The sequence below is a fragment of the Parabacteroides sp. TM07-1AC genome (assembly GCF_003480915.1).
Classification (GTDB): Bacteria; Bacteroidota; Bacteroidia; order Bacteroidales; family Tannerellaceae; genus Parabacteroides; species Parabacteroides chongii.
In genome coordinates, this window is the sequence record NZ_QUKD01000004.1 from 176,977 (window position 1) to 195,475 (window position 18,499).

Sequence of the window (18,499 nt, forward strand, 5' to 3'; positions counted from 1 at the left end):
CAGATAAGATGATTATTTTGCTTTTACAGAAATACCGATCATGACGGTCGTACCATCTATATTATTCCATACCGAATGGGGAATATGGCCATTTACGAGAAACGATTCGTTTGCATCTACGATCCTGATCTCGCCATCGAGTTCAACTCTGGCTTGCCCGCTGACCACAATGAACAGATGATTATGCTCGTGAGTATGTAAAGAAGTAGGTCCACCACCGCCTTTTTCCAAATAGGCAATAGAACCGTCGATAATTTCCCCGCAGTCTGCAAATAGCTTTTTTGCCAGGAAATGAATATGATCCGGAGGGGTGATGAACTCTTTCATATATTTTACTATTTAACGGATTCTTCCCATTCTGCAACTTTAAAACCGACCAGAACCTGGTTTTCGCTCACCAGCAAAGGGCGTTTGATCAGTTTTCCATCGGAAGCCAGCAATTCGATCTGCTCTTTTTCGCTCATGGACGGCAATTTGTCTTTCAACTGCATTGCTTTATAGACCAATCCACTCGTATTAAAGAAATTCTTCAATGGTAATTGGCTGCGTTCTATCCATTCAGTCAATTCTTCGACAGATGGATTCCGGTCGATGATATGACGGTCTTCGTAAGAAACCTTCCGTTCATCCAGCCATTTCTTTGCATTCCGACAGGTTCCGCATTTCGGATATTCTAAAAAAAGATATTTCATAACCTTAGGGATTTATTTGTCTTTCTTACGCTGGTTCTTAGCATCTTCTTTGGCTAACAGGACGACATTGTAAACAAAATCCGTCATCCATTCTTCCGAATAGCCTAATGTTTCTTTGTATTTACGGATGCTCCATGCCGTTTTCTGAACGCTGACTTCTTTCCATTCCGAACGGGTTACGATCTCATGGATTGTTTTTGCCGTTTGATTGTATAACAGCTTTTTTACTAGCATCGAGAAACGGAATTTCCATTGCATCAGGTTGTCCAGTAAAGAAAACAAATCGTTACAGAATCCCTGGAAAAGGAAAAAGTACGATTTGATATCGTTCTGCGACTTACAGTTCTTTTTTACCGACGCATCTATTTCTTTGAAAAAACTTTCTTTCATGCCGTAATCCTGCATCAGTATCTTGCGAACCCGTGACTTTTCTGCAATACCTGGTTTGTTATTTTGTGTCGGGATTTTCAGCATCCTTTTGAAAAGGGCCATATCCGATAGCATGTTGATATTGGTTATACCCAGTTGTACTGCCATTACGGCTTGATAATAAACGCGGATAAGCGATACGAATTCTTCCACGCTACCCTTTGACGATGCTTCGGTTTCCTCTTTTTCTTTCTTGAAAAGTTTAGAAATGATATTCATGTGTATTTGTTATATAATGATTACGGGGACAAATATACTAAAACTTGTCCCCGTTTCAGTTATTCTATTCAATTCTCTCGACTGTTACTTCCGGAAAATCTTCCATAAAGAGTAATAACTGGTTGTCGTCTGTACTTTTTTTGGCTTTAATGACCAATGTGACGATGAAAGTATCCACGTCTGAATGGCTGACTTTTTCCATTTGATAGGAGACAAGTAAATAGCCTTTATCATTCAGCACATGCGTTACTTTACTTATAATTTCTTTCTCATTGGTGGAGAAAATGATCATCGAGCTTTTCATCCCCAGGCTTTTAAAGATATAGCTCAGCAGTTCCAGCCCCATTAACGTCAGGATAGTTGCTGCAACTCCGATGCCATACATGCCGGCTCCAATCGCAAGTCCGATTCCGGCTGTTGCCCATATTCCGGCAGCAGTGGTCAGGCCGCGTACAAATTGTTTTTGGATGATAATTGTTCCGGCTCCGATAAAACCGATACCGCTTACTACCTGTGCCGCCACACGGCTCGGATCGAGCGATACACTGTTTTCCTGAATGATTTGTTGGAAGCCATATTGAGACACGATCATGATCAGGGCACTTCCCAGCGACACCAGAAAGTGCGTACGATAGCCGGCCTCTTTAGCCCTGTATTCCCGGTCAAGACCAACTACGGCTCCGAGAATACCAGCAATGAATAATCTCAGAATAAAATCCCATAACATATTAGTGTCTCCTTTTATTATAGTCCCAATAGAACTTTTTGTAAAATATAAACTCCGGCCCCCGATAAATATCCGAGGAATGCAAGTAACGAAATATTTTTGAGATACCAAATAAAATTAATACGTTCCAGTCCCATGACAACGACTCCGGCTGCCGATCCGATGATCAGCATACTTCCTCCGACACCGGCACAATAGGCCAGGAATTGCCAGAAAGTACCATCCATGACAAAGTGTGCCATATAGGTAGGATCTGCAGCTGTAGCGATCATGGCCTCGTTTGCTACCGGATACATTCCGATCGCTCCGGCTACCAGCGGAACGTTGTCTACGACTGCCGACAATGTACCGATGATCAGGTTTACGGCGTATACATTTCCTACGGTTTCATCCAGCCAAAATGCAAAATCAGTCAATACGCCGCTACAACGAAGGGCATCGACCGCCAAAAGGATTCCGAGGAAGAACAATAAGGTCGCCCCGTCTATCCGGCGGACTATTTTAGACAGACGTAACTTTATATCTTCATTTGCGATATTCCGTTTATACATTAATTCCGTATATACCCATAAAATGCCGACCCCCATCAGGATTCCCATGAATGGTGGTAAATGAGTGACTGTTTTAAATATAGGCACGAATATGAGACAGAATATACCCAGTATCAGTATGGATAATTTTTCTTTTGTCCTTAATTCTTTCAGTAATTCGTTATTCTCATTATCGACGAATGCATTGGGTGGAGTTACTTTCCCATGTAAAAAACGCATCATGATCAATACAGGTACCAATGCTGATACTATACTGGGTAAAATCAGATGGGGGATGGTTGAGGAAGAAGAAATATTCCCTCTTACCCAAAGCATGATCGTCGTTACGTCGCCGATGGGTGACCAGGCACCACCGCTGTTCGCTGCAATAATGATAACGCTTCCGAATACCCAGCGTTCTTTGTAGTTGCCAAGCAGTTTCCGCATCAGCATGACCATAACGATGGAAGTCGTCAGGTTATCGAGTATGGCAGACATAAAGAATGTGATACATGCGATCAATAGTAATAGTTTCTTTTTTTGATTGGTTTTGATACGGTTCGTAATAAACATAAAACCTCCGTGAGCGTCTATCAACTCGACAGTGATCATGGCTCCAATCAGGAATATCAAAGTTTCTGCAATTTCACCAATACTGTCGAGTACCTGATGTTCAACGACAAAGCGGGTACACTGTTCGACGAATGGAAGTTCTGCGATGGCCGGATAAGCATCTAAAAATTCTTTGAACTCTTCTGCAGAAGCGAGTGGGATTAAATCTGGCGCAGCAAATGTGTATAAAACCCAAAGTATAGTACCTGTTAATAAGGCTGTTCCGGCTTTGTTTACTTTTAATGGATGCTCTAAAGCAATACATAGGTATCCAATCAAAAAAACAAAAATCATTACTGTCAACATGGCAATTCTTCTTTTTCTTTTTAATTTTAGTTAACTGATGCAAATGTAGGAATAATATAGAACTAACACTCATTTTGGATGAATTGTTTTTATAGACCTGTGCTATTCGGCAATAGACAGTATTGAACAGGTGGAATATTCGAATGTTCACAAAAAAACAGGAAGAAAACAGTTTCGTTTTCCTCCTGTTTGATTGTGAGCGGTAAATGGGACTCGAACCCACGACCCTTAGCTTGGGAAGCTAATGCTCTACCAACTGAGCTACTACCGCGTTGAGCGCTACAAAAGTATTAAATCTTTTCTTTTTTTAGTAACTTTGGCGCTAAAATATTTTATCAGATATGAAGAAAGAAAAGCTTACGCTTATAAAAGTCGGAGGAAAAATCGTAGAGGAAGAAGAGACGTTGAAGAATCTGCTTCGCGATTTCTCTCAGATAGAGGGTTTTAAAGCTTTGGTGCATGGTGGAGGACGTTCTGCAACTAAGCTGGCTAGCCAGCTGGGCATCGAAAGTAAAATGGTGAATGGACGCAGGGTAACGGATGCTGAAACGCTGAAAGTCGTAACGATGGTATACGGCGGACTGGTGAATAAGAATATTGTTGCCGGTTTGCAGGCCTTAAATGTGAATGCACTGGGATTGACCGGAGCCGATATGAACCTGATGTGTTCGGATAAACGTCCGGTGGCCGAAGTCGATTATGGCTTCGTGGGAGATGTAAAAGAAGTGAATGCAGATTTGCTGGCCTCGCTTATTCATCAGGGGATTGTTCCGGTACTGGCACCTTTGACACATGACAAACAGGGACATATGCTGAATACAAATGCTGATACGATTGCCGGAGAGGCAGCCAAAGCCCTGGCAAAGCATTTTGATGTGACTTTGGTGTTTTGCTTTGAGAAAAAGGGAGTGCTGAGAGACGAGAATGATGACGAAAGTGTTATTCCCGAATTGGACCGTGCTGTTTTTAAACAATTGGTAGAAGAGGGCGTTATACAGGGAGGTATGATCCCGAAACTGGAAAACTCATTCCAGTCCATCGATGCCGGAGTGAAAGAGGTTATTATAACACAAGCTTCTGAAATCCATCAGGGAAAAGGAACAAAGGTTTATTGAAAATAAAAAGAGGAAAGTCAATCGAACTTTCCTCTTTCCTTTTTATTATAAGCTTCTTACTTTTACGTTACGGAACCAAATCAGGGAGTCTCCATGCTTGCCTTGCAATCCGATGTATCCTTTTGTCGGAAGTTCAGCAAAAGGCTTGGGTAACCAGCTGGGGATTTCGCTGCCATCCGGGTTTACTGTTCCGGAAGTCCATTTGCTCATGTCCATCTCCGTTACTTTCTTTCCGTTCAGAATCACACTGATGTGTTGTCCTGAACATCTGATACGCATATGATTCCATACTCCGGGCTTTTTTACCACTTTGTCCTGACTGGCACCTAAATGACCGTAAATAGCTCCGCATTTTTCATAAGGCTTTCCATTTCCCCATTTTTCACAGTGATCGTCTGCTATCTGTATTTCTACGGAATTGGGAATCCAGTTCTGGGTGTCGGTACAATAGATGACAACACCGCTGTTAGTTCCTACGTCAGTCTTGAAATCCAGATCCAGTTCGAAATTTTCATATTCGGTCTTTGTCCAGATAGATTCATCCTGAACGGCTGCAAGCACGCCGTCTGTCAAACTCCAGACTTCCGGATTGTAGCTGGCATCGGACAGGTTTTCACCAAATAACGGTTTCCATTTGTTGCCGGATATAGAAATACAAAGGATACTGATGATACCCAGAATGAGAATTGAGAAAAAAACTAGTCGTTTCATGTTATTGATTTTAATAAAAATAAATTAGGTGTTCAAAGATAGAGAATCTGTTTTAATCAGCGAGTAAAAAGGATGAAATATTACTCTTGCTTTTTGATTGATAGCAAACTGCGTGCTTTTGTATAAAAAATGATATTTTCTATTGCTTTTTTCCTTTGTTTTATTACTTTTGTTTCATAAAGACTAAGGTCTGATTACTGAATTAAACAGGATAAATAATGAATACGATAAATATGTATTGAATAGAATCGTTGAGTTGAGTAGGGAATTTACAGGCATTAAAATAACTAATTTGTAAGAATTTCATAGACATACCAGGCCTGTATATATAATAAGGGATTGCTCGGGATGAGTAATCCCTTTTCTAATGGCTCCTTTTGCACCGGTATGCTTAATTTTATAAATAAACTATTTACCTTTGGGGAGACAAATTAAGAACAATGGAAAATAATAAAGCGATAGCCTATATAAATAATATAGTGACCCGTTTGCCGGAACTGCGTTTTGCTGAACCTTTCAGCTGGACAATCAACGAAGGGGAACAGTGGGCGATAGTGGGACCTAACGGTTCGGGAAAAACTTTGATTGCCGATCTGATGCAGCGTAAGTTTGCATTGAAAGAGGGAGAGGTGATCTTTGGTTATGACGACAAAGTCAGTAACCTGATCAAAAGTATAGCATTCAAGGATATTTATTCATTAGCCGATTGCCGGAACACATATTATCAGCAACGTTGGCATTCCACGGAGACAGATGAGGTGCCGACGGTGGAGGAAATATTGAAAGATCATTCCAGAACGGATGATTTGCAAAAGATACTTTCTTTTTTCGGCATCGCAGATTTATTGCCTAAGAAACTTATTTTTCTTTCCAGCGGGGAGCTGCGCAAATTCCTTATTGTCCGTTCTTTGTTGAGCCATCCGCGCATCTTGATATTGGATAATCCTTTTATCGGTCTCGATGCCGCTTCGCGCGATGTTTTGGTAAGTCTGTTGCAGCAAATGGCGAAACTGGAGAATGTACAGGTTATTCTGTTGTTGTCGAATCCGGGTGATATTCCGGAAATGATTACTCATGTTCTTCCTGTACATAACCGGAAACCTTATGAACCGTGTACACGTGCGGAATTTATGGCGGATAAGGAGTTGCAGGCACATTTGTTTCCCTGTCATCCGGAGGATTTGTCATTACCTCTGTCAGACAAAGAACCATCCGTACATGAAATTACATTCCGTATGGAACATGTTTCTATAAAATACGGCAGTCGTACGATCCTGAAAGAACTGGACTGGGAAGTGAAAAACGGGGAAAAGTGGGCTTTATTCGGTCCTAACGGAGCCGGAAAATCTACTTTGTTGAGTCTGATTTATGCCGATAATCCGCAATCTTACGCAAATAGTTTATTTTTGTTTGACCGGAAGCGGGGATCGGGTGAAAGTATCTGGGATATAAAGAAAAGGATAGGGTATGTTTCTCCGGAGATGCATCTGTTTTATATGGAGAATGTGCCGACTCTGAATATTGTAGGTTCCGGTTTTTTTGATTCTATCGGGCTGTATCGTAAATGTACGGAAGAACAGCAGGCTGTTGCTTTGGCATGGATGCGTGTCTTTGGTATTGAAGAGTTGAAAGACCGTTCATTTCTGACATTGTCTTCCGGCGAGCAGCGGCTGGCTTTGCTGGCACGGGCTTTTGTGAAAGATCCGGATCTGATCATTCTGGACGAGCCGTTGCATGGCCTCGATATCAGTAATAAGCGGAAAGCAGCACATGTGATCGAGCAGTTTTGTGCGCGTCCGGGAAAGACACTGATTTACGTAACCCACTATCCGCATGAATTACCTTCGTGTGTCGACAGGCGTTTCGAACTGATTAAACATACTTAAAAATCATAATACCATGAGATTGAAAGTCACAGCTTTCTGGTTGGTTGTATTGGCTGCTTTGTTCGTCTTTTTACAGGAATATAGTCGATTCCATTTCTTTTTTATTGAGCAAAGCCAGTTGTTTCAGTTTACCGGTGAATATATCTCCGGCAAATTGTCTATGCCAGGCGGATTTGCGTTAACCTTATCTGAATTTTTAGTGCAGTTCTTTCGGTATCCGTATGCCGGGGCAGGGATTACGGCTGTATTGCTACTGTTCGCAGGGATTGGAATGAGAGGAATCGTCCGCCGGATCGTACCGGGTACAGGGTTGTTCCTGCTTTATCTGATACCAGTTATTTTGCTTATGTTCCTTCATTTTGATTTCAATTATCTGGTTTTCGGAACGATTGCGTTCAATCTGATGCTTCTGGCTCTGTATTTGTGCTTGCGTATATCGGATGATAAATGGCGGATGATAGCAGAGATCGTTGTGACACCGTTGCTTTATGGGCTGGCGGGAGCGGTGGCATGTTTGTTTGCCCTGTCTGTTTTGATTTATGAGTTCCTGAATAAAACTCCGAAGTTTTACTGGGTTTTATTAGCTGTTCTGTTGGGGAGCTTATGTGGAATTTGCAGTGTTTATTTTGCCTTGTTGGGAGAGTACCGTTTTGCCTTTTTACCGGATGCATATTATCATACGGCATTGGAGCCTAAATCTGTCATCTATTATTCATGGATTTCATTCCCTCTCATTCTGATTGTAGCTTTTCTGCTGAGGAAAAGGAAGAAAGAGATCGGTAAAAAAACAAGAATCGCAGGAGTTGTTTTACAACTGGCTCTTTTATTTGCGTTCTGTTGGTGGGGTATTCCAAAGTACGGAGATAGAAAGTCAGCCAAGGTGAAAGAACTGGATTATTATGCAAGAACGGAGCAATGGGATAAGATCCTGGATGCCAGTAAAGGTACGTTGACTAATTATTTGAATATGTGCTATCTGAATCTGGCTTTGGCACAGAGAGGAGAATTGGCAGATCAGATGTTCAATTTCGATCAGAGAGGTCCGCAGGGATTGATGGTCGGTTGGAATAAAACTGAACAGATATCTTCTTTATTGAGTGATATTGCTTTTGCGATGGGCAATTCGGCAATGGCGCAGGAAATGGCTTTTGAGGCTTATGCGACCGCCATAGGAGAGGGGAATCCGAGAATGCTGAAAAGGCTTGTCCAGACAAATATTATTTACGGAGAATATCAGGTAGCGGAAAAGTATCTGAATATATTGGGGAATACGGTTTATTATAAGAATTGGGCAGATGAACACCGGAAGTTTTTATATAACGATGCTGCGGTAGAGCAGGATTCGGCATTAGGATCAAGGCGTAAATGCCTGCCAAAGGAAAATTATCTTTCCGAAATAAACTATATGGAAAAAGATTTGTGCATGGTTGCAGAGGCTAATCCGAAAAATAAAGCGGCTATCCAGTATCTGGGGGCTTTGTATTTGCTGGCGAAGAATATGGATGGCTTCAAAAAGATGGTGGAGACTTATTATGGTACGGAGGTCCTTCCTTCATTGCCGAAATCTTTTCAGGAAGCTGTGATCACTTTGTCGGAGGCTGAACCGGATTATTGGAAACGTTTCGATATTTCTCCGTCTGTGGTGCAGCGTTTTGCCGAATACAAGAAACAGGTATTAGGAAACCGGAATAATAAAAATGCGTTGCCCGGATTGATGAGACGGGCTTATGGAGATACGTACTGGTTTTATTTTATGTTTAAATAAAAGAGATGGAATATGAATGGAAATTATAAATATATAGCTTTGCTGACCCTGTTTTTTTCATGTTCGGATTCGGTTCAGGTGAGTGAAACATTGGATAGAAAGCCAGCTATTGTTCCGGATTATGCGGATATAACAATTCCGGCAAATATCGCTCCTTTGAATTTCTCCCTGAAGGATTCTGTCGAAGATGCACAGGTCGTTTTGTCGTACGCCGGTCAGCAGGTGGAAGTGAGGGCAAAGGATAACCAATTTGTTTTCCCGATCTCTAAATGGAAGAAACTTTTATCGTCTGCAACAGGAAATACGGTAGAGGTGGTTGTCCGTGTGAAAGAGAAGGGAAAGTGGCTGGAATATGCTCCTGTCAAATGGAGTGTGGCGGCAGAACCGATCGATCCTTATATTGCTTACCGTCTGATCGCTCCGGGATATACTCTATGGAATAAAATGGGACTTTACCAGCGCAATTTGGAAAACTATACAGAAACTCCGATCATCGAGAATAAGATGAGTGGCAGGAATTGTGTGAATTGCCATTCGTTCTGTATGCAAAATCCCGATAAGATGTTATTCCACATGCGAGAAACCTATCCGGGAACAATCCTGGTCGATGGTGATAAGATCGAGAAACTGAATACAAAAACGGAACAAACGATTTCATCTTTGGTATATCCTTCCTGGCATCCTTCCGGAAAGTATGTCGCATTTTCTGTGAATAATACAAAACAGGGATTCCATGCAAATGACAGGAACCGTATAGAGGTGTTTGATGAGGCTTCAGACGTGGTTGTATATGACATGGTGAAACATGAAGTTGTCACAACAGCCAGGCTGTTTTCAAAAGATGCTTTTGAAACTTTTCCCACGTTTTCTCCGGACGGGAAAACACTTTATTTCTGCACGGCTGTTCCCCGTCCTATTCCGGAAGAATATTCCGAAATTAAATATAGCTTGTGTTCTATCGGTTTTGATCCGGATACCCGAAGCTTCGGTTCGGTAGTGGATACTTTATATAACGCTTCTGTTTCAGAACAAAGTGCATCTTTCCCCCGTGTGTCTCCGGATGGAAAACACTTGATGTATACGCTGTCCGGTTATGGTAATTTTTCTATTTGGCATAAAGATGCCGATCTGTATATGGCTGATTTGTCAACCGGCGAAAGCACACCTTTGGATATATTGAATAGCGATGATGTGGAAAGCTATCATTCCTGGAGCAGTAACAGTCGTTGGGTCATCTTCAGCAGTCGTCGGATAGACGGGTTGTATACGCGTCTGTATATCGCTTATATCGATGAGAACGGACAAGCATGCAAACCATTTCTGTTGCCTCAGAAAGATACCGGATTTTATGACCGTTTTATGATGTCCTATAATATCCCGGAATTTATTACCGGAAAGGTGAAAGTAGGAGGGAGAGTCCTCGGGCTAAAAGCAAAAGAAGATAAAGGTATCGATGTGAAGTTTGTGAAATAAATAAAAAAGTTACTTGATAGAAATAAAAAAGAAAGACCGGTAAAGTTCAACAGCAACTTTACCGGTCTTCTTTTTTATTTGAAATGAGTATTTCGTTTATCGGCTTCCTCCGGCCCACCAAACATTTTCAGAAAATACATACTGACCATTGCCATAAGCATTTTTAACATTAGGATTGGTTGTAACGTCATCGCTGCCGTAAGGCGTGCGTAGCGGAAATTTACCCGGATTCTCGAAGTCATAGATGTCATGACCTTCTGATTTCAAACGACGTACATCGTTATAGCATTCGGTTGATTCACCGTTCGCTCCCCAAAATGCCAGATACTTCTGGATCATTGTTTCTTTTAGCGGATCTGCATTGAACAAAGGAACAACTTCTGTCTCAAAATATTCTTCAGCCTCTGCTATTGTTACAGCTTCTGTTGAGTTACCTTTAACCGGAACAGAGGTGTTTTCCAAAGCTGCATCAACGCTAACTTCCATATTCATCAAACCGGCAACAATAGCTTCTTTCAATGTTGCTTTTGCTTCTTCCAAACGATTTAATCTTACTAAAGCTTCAGCTTCCAGGAATTTAACTTCATGGTAACTCATGAACATAGTAGGCGCAGTTGCAGCAAACAAGAAAATAGATGTGTTATAAACTTCCTGTACCTGTTGAGGCTTGCCGTTGGGAGCCATCATGGATAAGAAGTTCTCTTCCTTTCCTGTTAATTGTTTGCTGTAAAAACCTTCGGCACCCAGACTTTCATCGGCACCGATAGCATCAGCAAAAGCACGATGTAAGCGTGGATCATTACGAACGATCAGTTTTTTTGTCAGACTGGCACTGGCTGCAGTATATTCGCGGCTATAGAAAAAATCAAACAAAGGGTTTAAATTAGCAACACCGTCATACACATTGAAAGCTGCTTGATCACCAGCATTCTGTGCAGCTTTTTTGCAGCATTCTAAAACTGTATTTAATGCAGCGGTTTTATCTTCCGTCACATTTAATGTATGCATTGTATAACGTGCTTTTAGTCCGTAAGCTAACTTTAACCATTTGTTGGCATCTCCTTTGAACAGAATATCCTGAGCTCCGGGTTTACCTGTTGCATGTGTATCTCCTTTAGGAAGGTCTTCAATAGCGGCATCCAGGTAGGCAATGATAGCAGTGTAAATATCTTTCTGTTTGTCCATCTCCGGTGTCATGAACTGAGGTTTACCATTGTCTAATTGAGGCAATGCTGCCTGGCTGAAAGGTGCATCTCCAAAAGCATCAGCTATCAGACCTGCATTTACAGCAGCCAAAACTTCACCCATACCTTTTGTTGTATAGTTACCGGGTTGACTTCCTTCTTCCGAGCATTTGTCGATAATAATACGTGCATTTTTCAATGAACTATAAACTCCTCCCCAAATATTGTTGAAGGTGGCAGATGAATAAACCTCAGAAACACGGGTTTCAGCATTGTATAACTGATTGAAAATACCAACTTCATTTTCTACATAAGAAGAAAAGTAGTGGTTGAAATCGCCACCGATATTACTGAATGCTGTAGAAGTGATTACATCTGTCAGAATGAATTTAGCATCGACACTGTGCGGATTGTCTATATCCTGGTTGATCTTGTCCATTTTGTCTTCAGAGCAAGAGAACAAAACTCCGGCTACTAAAGCTACAGACAGATATGTTTTAATTTTATTATATCTAACTTTCATATTATTTTTGTTTAAAATTTGAATGTTAAACCGAAACCGTAACTAGAACTTCCCGGCATAGAGAAACGTTCGAATGCACCAGCCATGTTGTTGTTTCCTAAAGTCGCTTCCGGATCAAGACCTGGTAATTGAGACCAAAGAAGAATATTACGTGCAAATACACTAGCAGTAATATTTAAATATGATTTTTCAAAGACAGGGTAGCTTAAAGATATTTCACGCAGTTTGATGAATGAATTATCGTAAACACTGGCTTCATCGATAGCATTCATTGCGTTGAAGTAGTCGTAGGCATTTTCTCCTTTGATCTTGATATCATTCGGAGAATAAGAACCGTCAGCATTTTGTTTAACCGCTGATTTTTCAAATAAGAATTCGGACATTTTGCGATAATCGGCAGAACGTTGAGTTACACCATAATAGTCAAGAACACCCATTGTTCCGCTATAGATCTGTCCTCCTTGTTTCCAATCAAGAACTGCTGATAAACGGAACTTATACAGTTCGAATGTTGTATTGAATCCTAAACGGAAGTCTGGAGAAACTTTACCGATAACCTGAGGTTCACCTGCTTGAGGCAAACCATTTTCATCGACAATGATCTGTCCTGCATCATTACGCAAATAACCGGAACCGTAAATAACCGGGAATTTATCACCGATACCTGCACGTACCTGAGGTGTTACGAAACCTCCCAACATAATGCTATTTACGCCTTCTGCCAGTTCATCCACATAATTGTCGATTTTAGAGAAGTTAAATCCGAAGTCCCAGTAAATATTCTTTTTCTCGATCGGTTTAACTGTTAAAGTGATCTCATGAGAATTAGTGTGAATAGCCCCGCCATTTGTTACCATAGAACTATAACCGGTAGAAGTTGACAATGGAACTTCAAAGATTTGATCTTTTACGTTTTGGCGAGAGTAGGTATAATTTACAGAAACCAAACCGTTCAGGAAAGTCAAATCTAAACCTAGTTCATAAGATTTGGTGTTCTGCGGCTTTAAATTCGGGTCATATATTTTGTAATAAGGGATATACGCGGTTGTAGAACCGAACGGATATTGAATAGGAGTACCTGCTGAGAAACCACCACCATATCCTGGTGTATAATATAAATTATCTACATAATCTCCGGCCATACCAACTTCTGCATAAGAACCACGTATTTTACCAAATGTAAGAATATTATTGTCTTTCAAAGCGGGTAGTTCTGTAAAGATCCATCCCAAAGAGACAGAAGGATAAGTAAATGAACGACTACCACGCGGCATGGAAGATACGATGTCATTACGAACAGTTGCGTTTAGGTACAGCATGTTTTTCCAAGATAAAGCCAAATTTCCGAAATTACCTACTGTACGCTTTTTAGTTGTACTTTGATTGGCTTGGAAAGTTGTAGCATTACCGATATGATTCCAGCCCGGAAAGTTAAAGTTGTATCCTTCACCGGTTGTAATTCTTGTAGATTTATTTACAAATTCATTGCCATATAATACATTTAAATCCAATTCCGGAGTAATTTTCCAGTCGTAATTCAATGTGAACAAAGAGTTCATTTCATTGATATGATAACTGTCCTGACGAGAGTAACCACTTGAATAACTTTTATCGCCATATCCGTAATTATCGGAATAAATGGTACTGTAAGCATCTGCTCCTAACTGGTATTTTGCTGTCAGAATATGATTTTCGCCAAATTGGGTCTTATACTGTGTATAGGCATTACCGAAAAAGCGTTGTGAGCGTTCTACGAAAGAGTTATTTTCGCTAGCCCAGTAAGCATTATTGAATGTAGTAGGACGGTAGTTGTTTTGTGTATAAGGGTCGCCGTCTACGTGCGAAGGAATGCCGTTAAAGTCATAGCTGGAGGGTGAACCATAAATAGTTGCGACAACACCTTCATTACCTGCACTCTGTTTTCTGATCTTTGATGTTACAAAGTTTCCGCTGAAACCTGTTGTCCAATGCTCGCTTAAATTGGCTGTAGCATTCAATTTTGCATTGTAACGGTCCATACCTGTATTAGGAATAATACCTTCGGTAGTATTATTACCTAATGAGAATGAATAATTACCTTTATCAAACGCCTGTGCAACATTGACGTTATTGCTCCAGGATACTCCTGTGTTGAAGAAATTCTTGGCGTTGTCGTAAGCACGCGGTGTAGCCCAAGGATCTAATCCGGCTGCTGCACGCTGAGACACATAATACATTCCTTCATGTTTACCATACTGCTGTGTATAAGTATTATCCGTATTACCTCCATAATTGGGGTCATTTGCTAGGTCGGATATTTTCGGTCCCCACGCTAATGAAGATGTAGGAGAGAATGTACCGCTACCTTGTGCAAATTCTTTCTGGAATTCAGGAAGAGTTGATACTTTGTCGAATGCCAGATTAGAAGTGAATGTGATAGAAGGCTTACCTTTTCTTGCATTTTTTCCACTCTTAGTTGTAATAACAATTACGCCGTTAGAAGCACGCATACCATAAAGGGCAGAAGCGGCTTGGCCTTTTAGGATATTGATACTTTCAATATCGTTAGGGTCCAGGTCGACAGCACGGTTAGCAAAGTCTGCTCCAGCAACACTACCAGTATTTCTTTTGTCTGTGTCAATATCTGCAGCAGATGCAATGGGCATACCATCAATTACATACAGCGGAGTATTGTCACCCGTAAAAGAACGGACACCACGAATCGTGATTTGAGAGGAGGCTCCTGGCATACCTGATGAAGGAGTAATATCTACACCCGAAACTTTTCCTTGTAATGCAGAAGAGATGCTAGTGCTGGCTGCACGTGTTAAATCATCTCCTTTTACATCCTGAACAGCATAACCTAATGCTTTCTTTTCTTTAGAAATCCCCATTGCTGTAACAACAACTTCTTCAATATTCTGTGTATCAGAGTTTAACAGAATATTTATCACAGGCTTAACAGAGACTTCCTGGCTTTTCATACCTACGTACGAAATTACCAGAGTCTTTGCAGAACTACGCGCATTACTAAATCACTGATTAATAGAATGTTATATGCTTGTATGTTGTTTGTTTACTAATATGGAAAATACATTTGTTAGAGATTTATTATTAAATCGGAAGTGTATTTTAATATTGATTATCAACAAGTTTTTACACTGTTTAAATTAGATATAATAAATCGGGTAGAATTTGATATTAAAATATAAACACTCAAATTCTACCCGATATACAAGGTTTTCTAACTGCTTAACAAAGTGGGAAAGTTATTTGAATTCCATCAAAAATTTGCGGATCGGAATCTGTTTTATTCCTTCATATGAAATCCCCTCTATTTCATCCATTGTAATAACCATCTTAGGATAATTGTCCTTTATTGCTAAGAGGTTTCCAAATTCACGCTCATAAGTTTTGGGATCCATTACAGAATAGGCTACTTGTATATATATTTTTTCTCCATCTTTCACACCAACGAAGTCTATTTCTTTATCTCCATCCCTTCCTACCGATAAAGTGTAGCCGTTGACAAGAAGATGATGGCATACAATATTCTCTAATACTTGTGCTATATCGTTTGCTCTGAAAGGACGGATCGCATGTCGAATCCCCAAATCTTCAAAATAATATTTTTCTCCGATTTGAAACTGACGTTTTCCCTGGATATCTGACGGACGTAACCTTTTTACAAAGTAAGCATTATTCAGATAATTCAAGTATTCTAATATGGTTTTAGGAGGCAAATCGACACGTTGAGATTTAAGGTATTCACTTATTTTATTGGCTGAAAACAAATTACCAATCGTATCAGCCAAATATATTGTTAAATCCTGTAACTGTCTGACATTCCTTATATTATATCTATTTACTACATCCTTAAGTATAATTGTGTCATAAATACTTCGTAAATAATCCGAAACCAGTAATTCATTAAAAGGTAGATTTATTAAATATGGTAAACCTCCAAACTTATAAAACTTAGTGAAAGAATCGGAACTATCTTCCAACTTATGAAACAGTAAGAACTCTTTATAAGTCAAACTATATATTTTAAATTCGATGTACCGACCGCTTAAATAGGTTGCCAATTCACTTGAAAGCATATTAGCATTACTTCCAGTACAATATATATCATAACTTCCTTCTGCAAAGAAATGTCGCAATGCTTTCTCAAAACTCGCAATATCCTGTACCTCATCAATAAACAAAAAACATTTATTGTTCGGATCATTACGTTTCTGTGTTACATAATTTATCAGATCTGCATAGTCTTTTAAGCTGTCGAATTCAAACAATTCTTTATTAATATAGATTATATCCGAAAGCGGGTATGAGATGCGTATATAATCCATTAATTGGAAAAGAAGAAAACTTTTTCCAACACGGCGTTGACCGGTCAGAACTTTTATCATCTGTGTATTGACAAATGGTTTGATACGATCAAGATATAAATCTCTATTATAGAACTCCGGAGTTTTCATTTTTTATTACTTATAAGTAAAACTAAAAGCAAATATAGCACTTTTATTTCTTATAAGAAATAGATACTACTTGTAATTAAAGTTATTTGGTGTTACCTGATATCCTTCACTGAGTAGGGGGAACATGTTTGGGCGAACAAAAAAAAGAAGGCATCCCGGAGGACACCTTCTTTTCTATAATATTGCAAATTCTAATTAGTCAACTACTCCATCAGTCAGACCTGCACCTTCACCACTCTGTGGTAATGTACCTTCATTATTATTGTCTGATTCCGAAATACCGTTGTTGGCATTAATTTCATTACGCGGGATACGCATCAGCAACCAACCGTTGTTGGCAGCCAAATTAAATTTGAATCCATCCGGGAAGTTACTCTCGACACGATTGTTGAAACGAACAACATTTTTCTGAAGACGTAGGATATCAAATAAAGCAAATCCTTCTCCCCACAATTCAACACGGCGCTGCATCCATACTTCATCCTGGAATCCTGTAGCAGAAGTAGCTTTGCTTGTATAAGACGGATCACGATAATTCTTTACGAAATCTTCCAGGATACGTTTTCCACCACCGAGATCTCCGCTCATAGCTTTAGCTTCAGCCTGGATCAAGATCATTTCTTCTGCACGCATCATACACCAGTCACCGGCATTGATGTTATTCCCCAAAATACCCTGATAAGCACCAAACTTAACGTTTGTATAAGGAAGATATGCCATTTTTACATCAGGAACTACCAACGGTCCGATAGGTTGTCCATCGTAGCCTCTCCAAGATACATTTTTCAGGTTCGGAGAATCCAGTTTTTCATCTACCCACCATCCTTTTCTTACATCCGTATCCGGTATCTTCGTATAAAGCAGCGTATTGATCATTTTATAACATCCAACACCACAAGAATATGAATCACCAGAGAAAGAAGAAATCACAGAAGGCCATGAAGGATAAGCATCCGGCATATTGGTCGGAGTCAGAATCAACGCCCACATCCAGTTATGGTCATTAGAATCAACGAAACCCGGTTTGCTTACTTCGTCACGGCTATAAGGAGTATATCCGCCTAATGCATTTGTTGCATCTTCATAAGCAGCAGCCCAGTTTTGCATAACCAGATTTGCACGAGCGCGAAGTCCATAAGCCACATTCTGATCGATCTCGTTTTTAGACTTTCTGTTGTATCCTTCCAACAAAGGAATTGCAGTATTCAGGTCGTCCATGATCAAGTCATATACTTCTTGAACAGATGCACGCGGATTATTCAACAGATCACCTTCTACCTTATCTGTCACAATCGGAACAGCCGGCTTACTTTCATTTCCTTTATAAGTGAACTGATACTGCTGAACCAGTGTCAGATAATCGAATGCACGGGTTGCGATAGCTTGTGCCTTATAGTAATTAAGTGTTTTATCCGTATTATCTTCCGGGATAGTGGCGATAATATCGTTTGCCATTTTAATCTGGTTGTAAATCATAGCCCAACGCATATTCGGATTTGCATAATTATATATTCTATCCGCATATTCACTGGCAACGGAGAACCAGTTATATCCACTGGCATCACTCACCATGTCCGCTCCATTCAAATCCAGCGACAAACAAGCTGCCGGATAACCGAAGTCGTCATCACGTGGATTATCTTCACCATACACACAATACTGTTTACCGATTGAAAAGTACATACCGCTCAAATCGGCTGCTACACGTTCGGGAATTGCTTCCGCTATTTCCTGTTTCTGGTCAGAAGTAGAATTTCCGCCTTCGGGTTGTGTATCTAGATCTGTACAAGAGGCAGTTGCCAAAACCAGTCCCGGAATTAATATCCATGATTTATTTATAAATTTCATAATCTTCATCTTTTTTGTT

At 40.2% G+C, this 18,499-nt stretch carries 13 protein-coding genes, 1 tRNA gene and 1 pseudogene; 4 read left to right on the plus strand and 11 right to left on the minus strand.

All coding sequences use genetic code 11. The annotated features are described in order from the left end of the window. Positions 1 to 12: 12 nt before the first annotated feature. From DXD68_RS10705 to DXD68_RS10730, 6 genes are all read right to left on the minus strand, one after another. The gene (locus DXD68_RS10705; RefSeq protein WP_122361498.1) at positions 13 to 327 is read right to left on the minus strand and encodes a cupin domain-containing protein; all 315 of its coding nucleotides are present in this window, start codon (positions 325 to 327) and stop codon (positions 13 to 15) included. Between the two features lie 8 nt (positions 328 to 335). Beyond that, positions 336 to 692 (minus strand): arsenate reductase family protein, encoded by a 357-nt coding sequence (locus DXD68_RS10710; protein ID WP_122361499.1) that lies wholly within the window; start codon positions 690 to 692, stop codon positions 336 to 338. A 12-nt stretch (positions 693 to 704) separates the two neighbouring features. Beyond that, the gene (locus DXD68_RS10715; protein WP_122353088.1) at positions 705 to 1,340 is read right to left on the minus strand and encodes a hypothetical protein; all 636 of its coding nucleotides are present in this window, start codon (positions 1,338 to 1,340) and stop codon (positions 705 to 707) included. A 64-nt stretch (positions 1,341 to 1,404) separates the two neighbouring features. Beyond that, the gene (locus DXD68_RS10720) at positions 1,405 to 2,067 is read right to left on the minus strand and encodes an MgtC/SapB family protein (RefSeq protein ID WP_122361500.1); all 663 of its coding nucleotides are present in this window, start codon (positions 2,065 to 2,067) and stop codon (positions 1,405 to 1,407) included. A gap of 17 nt (positions 2,068 to 2,084) precedes the next feature. Next, positions 2,085 to 3,515 carry a sodium:proton antiporter NhaD gene (gene nhaD / locus DXD68_RS10725; protein ID WP_122361501.1) on the minus strand — a complete coding sequence of 477 codons (1,431 nt, stop codon included), beginning with the start codon at positions 3,513 to 3,515 and terminating at the stop codon, positions 2,085 to 2,087. A 198-nt stretch (positions 3,516 to 3,713) separates the two neighbouring features. Next, a tRNA-Gly gene (locus DXD68_RS10730) sits at positions 3,714 to 3,786 on the minus strand. A 70-nt stretch (positions 3,787 to 3,856) separates the two neighbouring features. Here DXD68_RS10730 and argB point away from each other — a divergent pair. Then, positions 3,857 to 4,630 (plus strand): acetylglutamate kinase, encoded by a 774-nt coding sequence (gene argB, locus DXD68_RS10735; RefSeq protein WP_122361502.1) that lies wholly within the window; start codon positions 3,857 to 3,859, stop codon positions 4,628 to 4,630. A 45-nt stretch (positions 4,631 to 4,675) separates the two neighbouring features. On the opposite strand, the gene DXD68_RS10740 is transcribed toward argB, so the two are convergent. Next, positions 4,676 to 5,341, minus strand: a complete 666-nt coding sequence (locus tag DXD68_RS10740; RefSeq protein ID WP_122361503.1) for a DUF1080 domain-containing protein — start codon at positions 5,339 to 5,341, stop codon at positions 4,676 to 4,678. A 440-nt stretch (positions 5,342 to 5,781) separates the two neighbouring features. On the opposite strand from DXD68_RS10740, the gene DXD68_RS10745 reads away from it, so the two are divergent. The 3 genes from DXD68_RS10745 to DXD68_RS10755 are packed head-to-tail and all read left to right on the plus strand — an operon-like array spanning position 5,782 to position 10,465. Then, positions 5,782 to 7,227, plus strand: coding sequence for an ATP-binding cassette domain-containing protein (locus DXD68_RS10745; RefSeq protein ID WP_122361504.1), 1,446 nt, complete (start codon positions 5,782 to 5,784; stop codon positions 7,225 to 7,227). Positions 7,228 to 7,240: 13 nt separating this feature from the next. Continuing rightward, the gene (locus DXD68_RS10750; RefSeq protein ID WP_122361505.1) at positions 7,241 to 8,992 is read left to right on the plus strand and encodes a DUF6057 family protein; all 1,752 of its coding nucleotides are present in this window, start codon (positions 7,241 to 7,243) and stop codon (positions 8,990 to 8,992) included. A gap of 12 nt (positions 8,993 to 9,004) precedes the next feature. Then, on the plus strand, positions 9,005 to 10,465 hold the full coding sequence (locus DXD68_RS10755; RefSeq protein WP_122361506.1) for a TolB family protein: 1,461 nt from the start codon (positions 9,005 to 9,007) through the stop codon (positions 10,463 to 10,465). Between the two features lie 96 nt (positions 10,466 to 10,561). Here the strand turns inward: DXD68_RS10755 and DXD68_RS10760 are convergent, their stop codons facing one another. The 4 genes and pseudogenes from DXD68_RS10760 to DXD68_RS10775 form a co-directional block, all read right to left on the minus strand. Then, positions 10,562 to 12,172, minus strand: a complete 1,611-nt coding sequence (locus DXD68_RS10760; protein WP_122361507.1) for a SusD/RagB family nutrient-binding outer membrane lipoprotein — start codon at positions 12,170 to 12,172, stop codon at positions 10,562 to 10,564. 11 nt (positions 12,173 to 12,183) lie between these two features. Next, a pseudogene (locus DXD68_RS10765) lies at positions 12,184 to 15,171 on the minus strand (SusC/RagA family TonB-linked outer membrane protein); the annotation flags it as partial. A gap of 249 nt (positions 15,172 to 15,420) precedes the next feature. Continuing rightward, entirely contained in the window at positions 15,421 to 16,632 is a 1,212-nt protein-coding gene (locus tag DXD68_RS10770) for an ATP-binding protein (protein ID WP_122361509.1), read from the minus strand. Positions 16,633 to 16,827: 195 nt separating this feature from the next. Continuing rightward, a complete protein-coding gene (locus DXD68_RS10775; protein ID WP_122357344.1) occupies positions 16,828 to 18,480 on the minus strand; it encodes a RagB/SusD family nutrient uptake outer membrane protein in 1,653 nt (550 codons plus the stop codon). Between the last annotated feature and the right edge of the window lie 19 nt (positions 18,481 to 18,499).

Coding starts and splice junctions, on each gene's coding strand:
- DXD68_RS10705 (WP_122361498.1), bottom strand. CDS start 327: ATGAAAGAGTTCATCACCCCTCCGGATCATATTCATTTCCTGGCAAAA.
- DXD68_RS10770 (WP_122361509.1), bottom strand. CDS start 16,632: ATGAAAACTCCGGAGTTCTATAATAGAGATTTATATCTTGATCGTATC.
- DXD68_RS10750 (WP_122361505.1), top strand. CDS start 7,241: ATGAGATTGAAAGTCACAGCTTTCTGGTTGGTTGTATTGGCTGCTTTG.
- DXD68_RS10715 (WP_122353088.1), bottom strand. CDS start 1,340: ATGAATATCATTTCTAAACTTTTCAAGAAAGAAAAAGAGGAAACCGAA.
- DXD68_RS10740 (WP_122361503.1), bottom strand. CDS start 5,341: ATGAAACGACTAGTTTTTTTCTCAATTCTCATTCTGGGTATCATCAGT.
- DXD68_RS10745 (WP_122361504.1), top strand. CDS start 5,782: ATGGAAAATAATAAAGCGATAGCCTATATAAATAATATAGTGACCCGT.
- DXD68_RS10760 (WP_122361507.1), bottom strand. CDS start 12,172: ATGAAAGTTAGATATAATAAAATTAAAACATATCTGTCTGTAGCTTTA.
- DXD68_RS10755 (WP_122361506.1), top strand. CDS start 9,005: ATGAATGGAAATTATAAATATATAGCTTTGCTGACCCTGTTTTTTTCA.
- DXD68_RS10720 (WP_122361500.1), bottom strand. CDS start 2,067: ATGTTATGGGATTTTATTCTGAGATTATTCATTGCTGGTATTCTCGGA.
- argB (WP_122361502.1), top strand. CDS start 3,857: ATGAAGAAAGAAAAGCTTACGCTTATAAAAGTCGGAGGAAAAATCGTA.
- DXD68_RS10775 (WP_122357344.1), bottom strand. CDS start 18,480: ATGAAATTTATAAATAAATCATGGATATTAATTCCGGGACTGGTTTTG.
- DXD68_RS10710 (WP_122361499.1), bottom strand. CDS start 692: ATGAAATATCTTTTTTTAGAATATCCGAAATGCGGAACCTGTCGGAAT.
- nhaD (WP_122361501.1), bottom strand. CDS start 3,515: ATGTTGACAGTAATGATTTTTGTTTTTTTGATTGGATACCTATGTATT.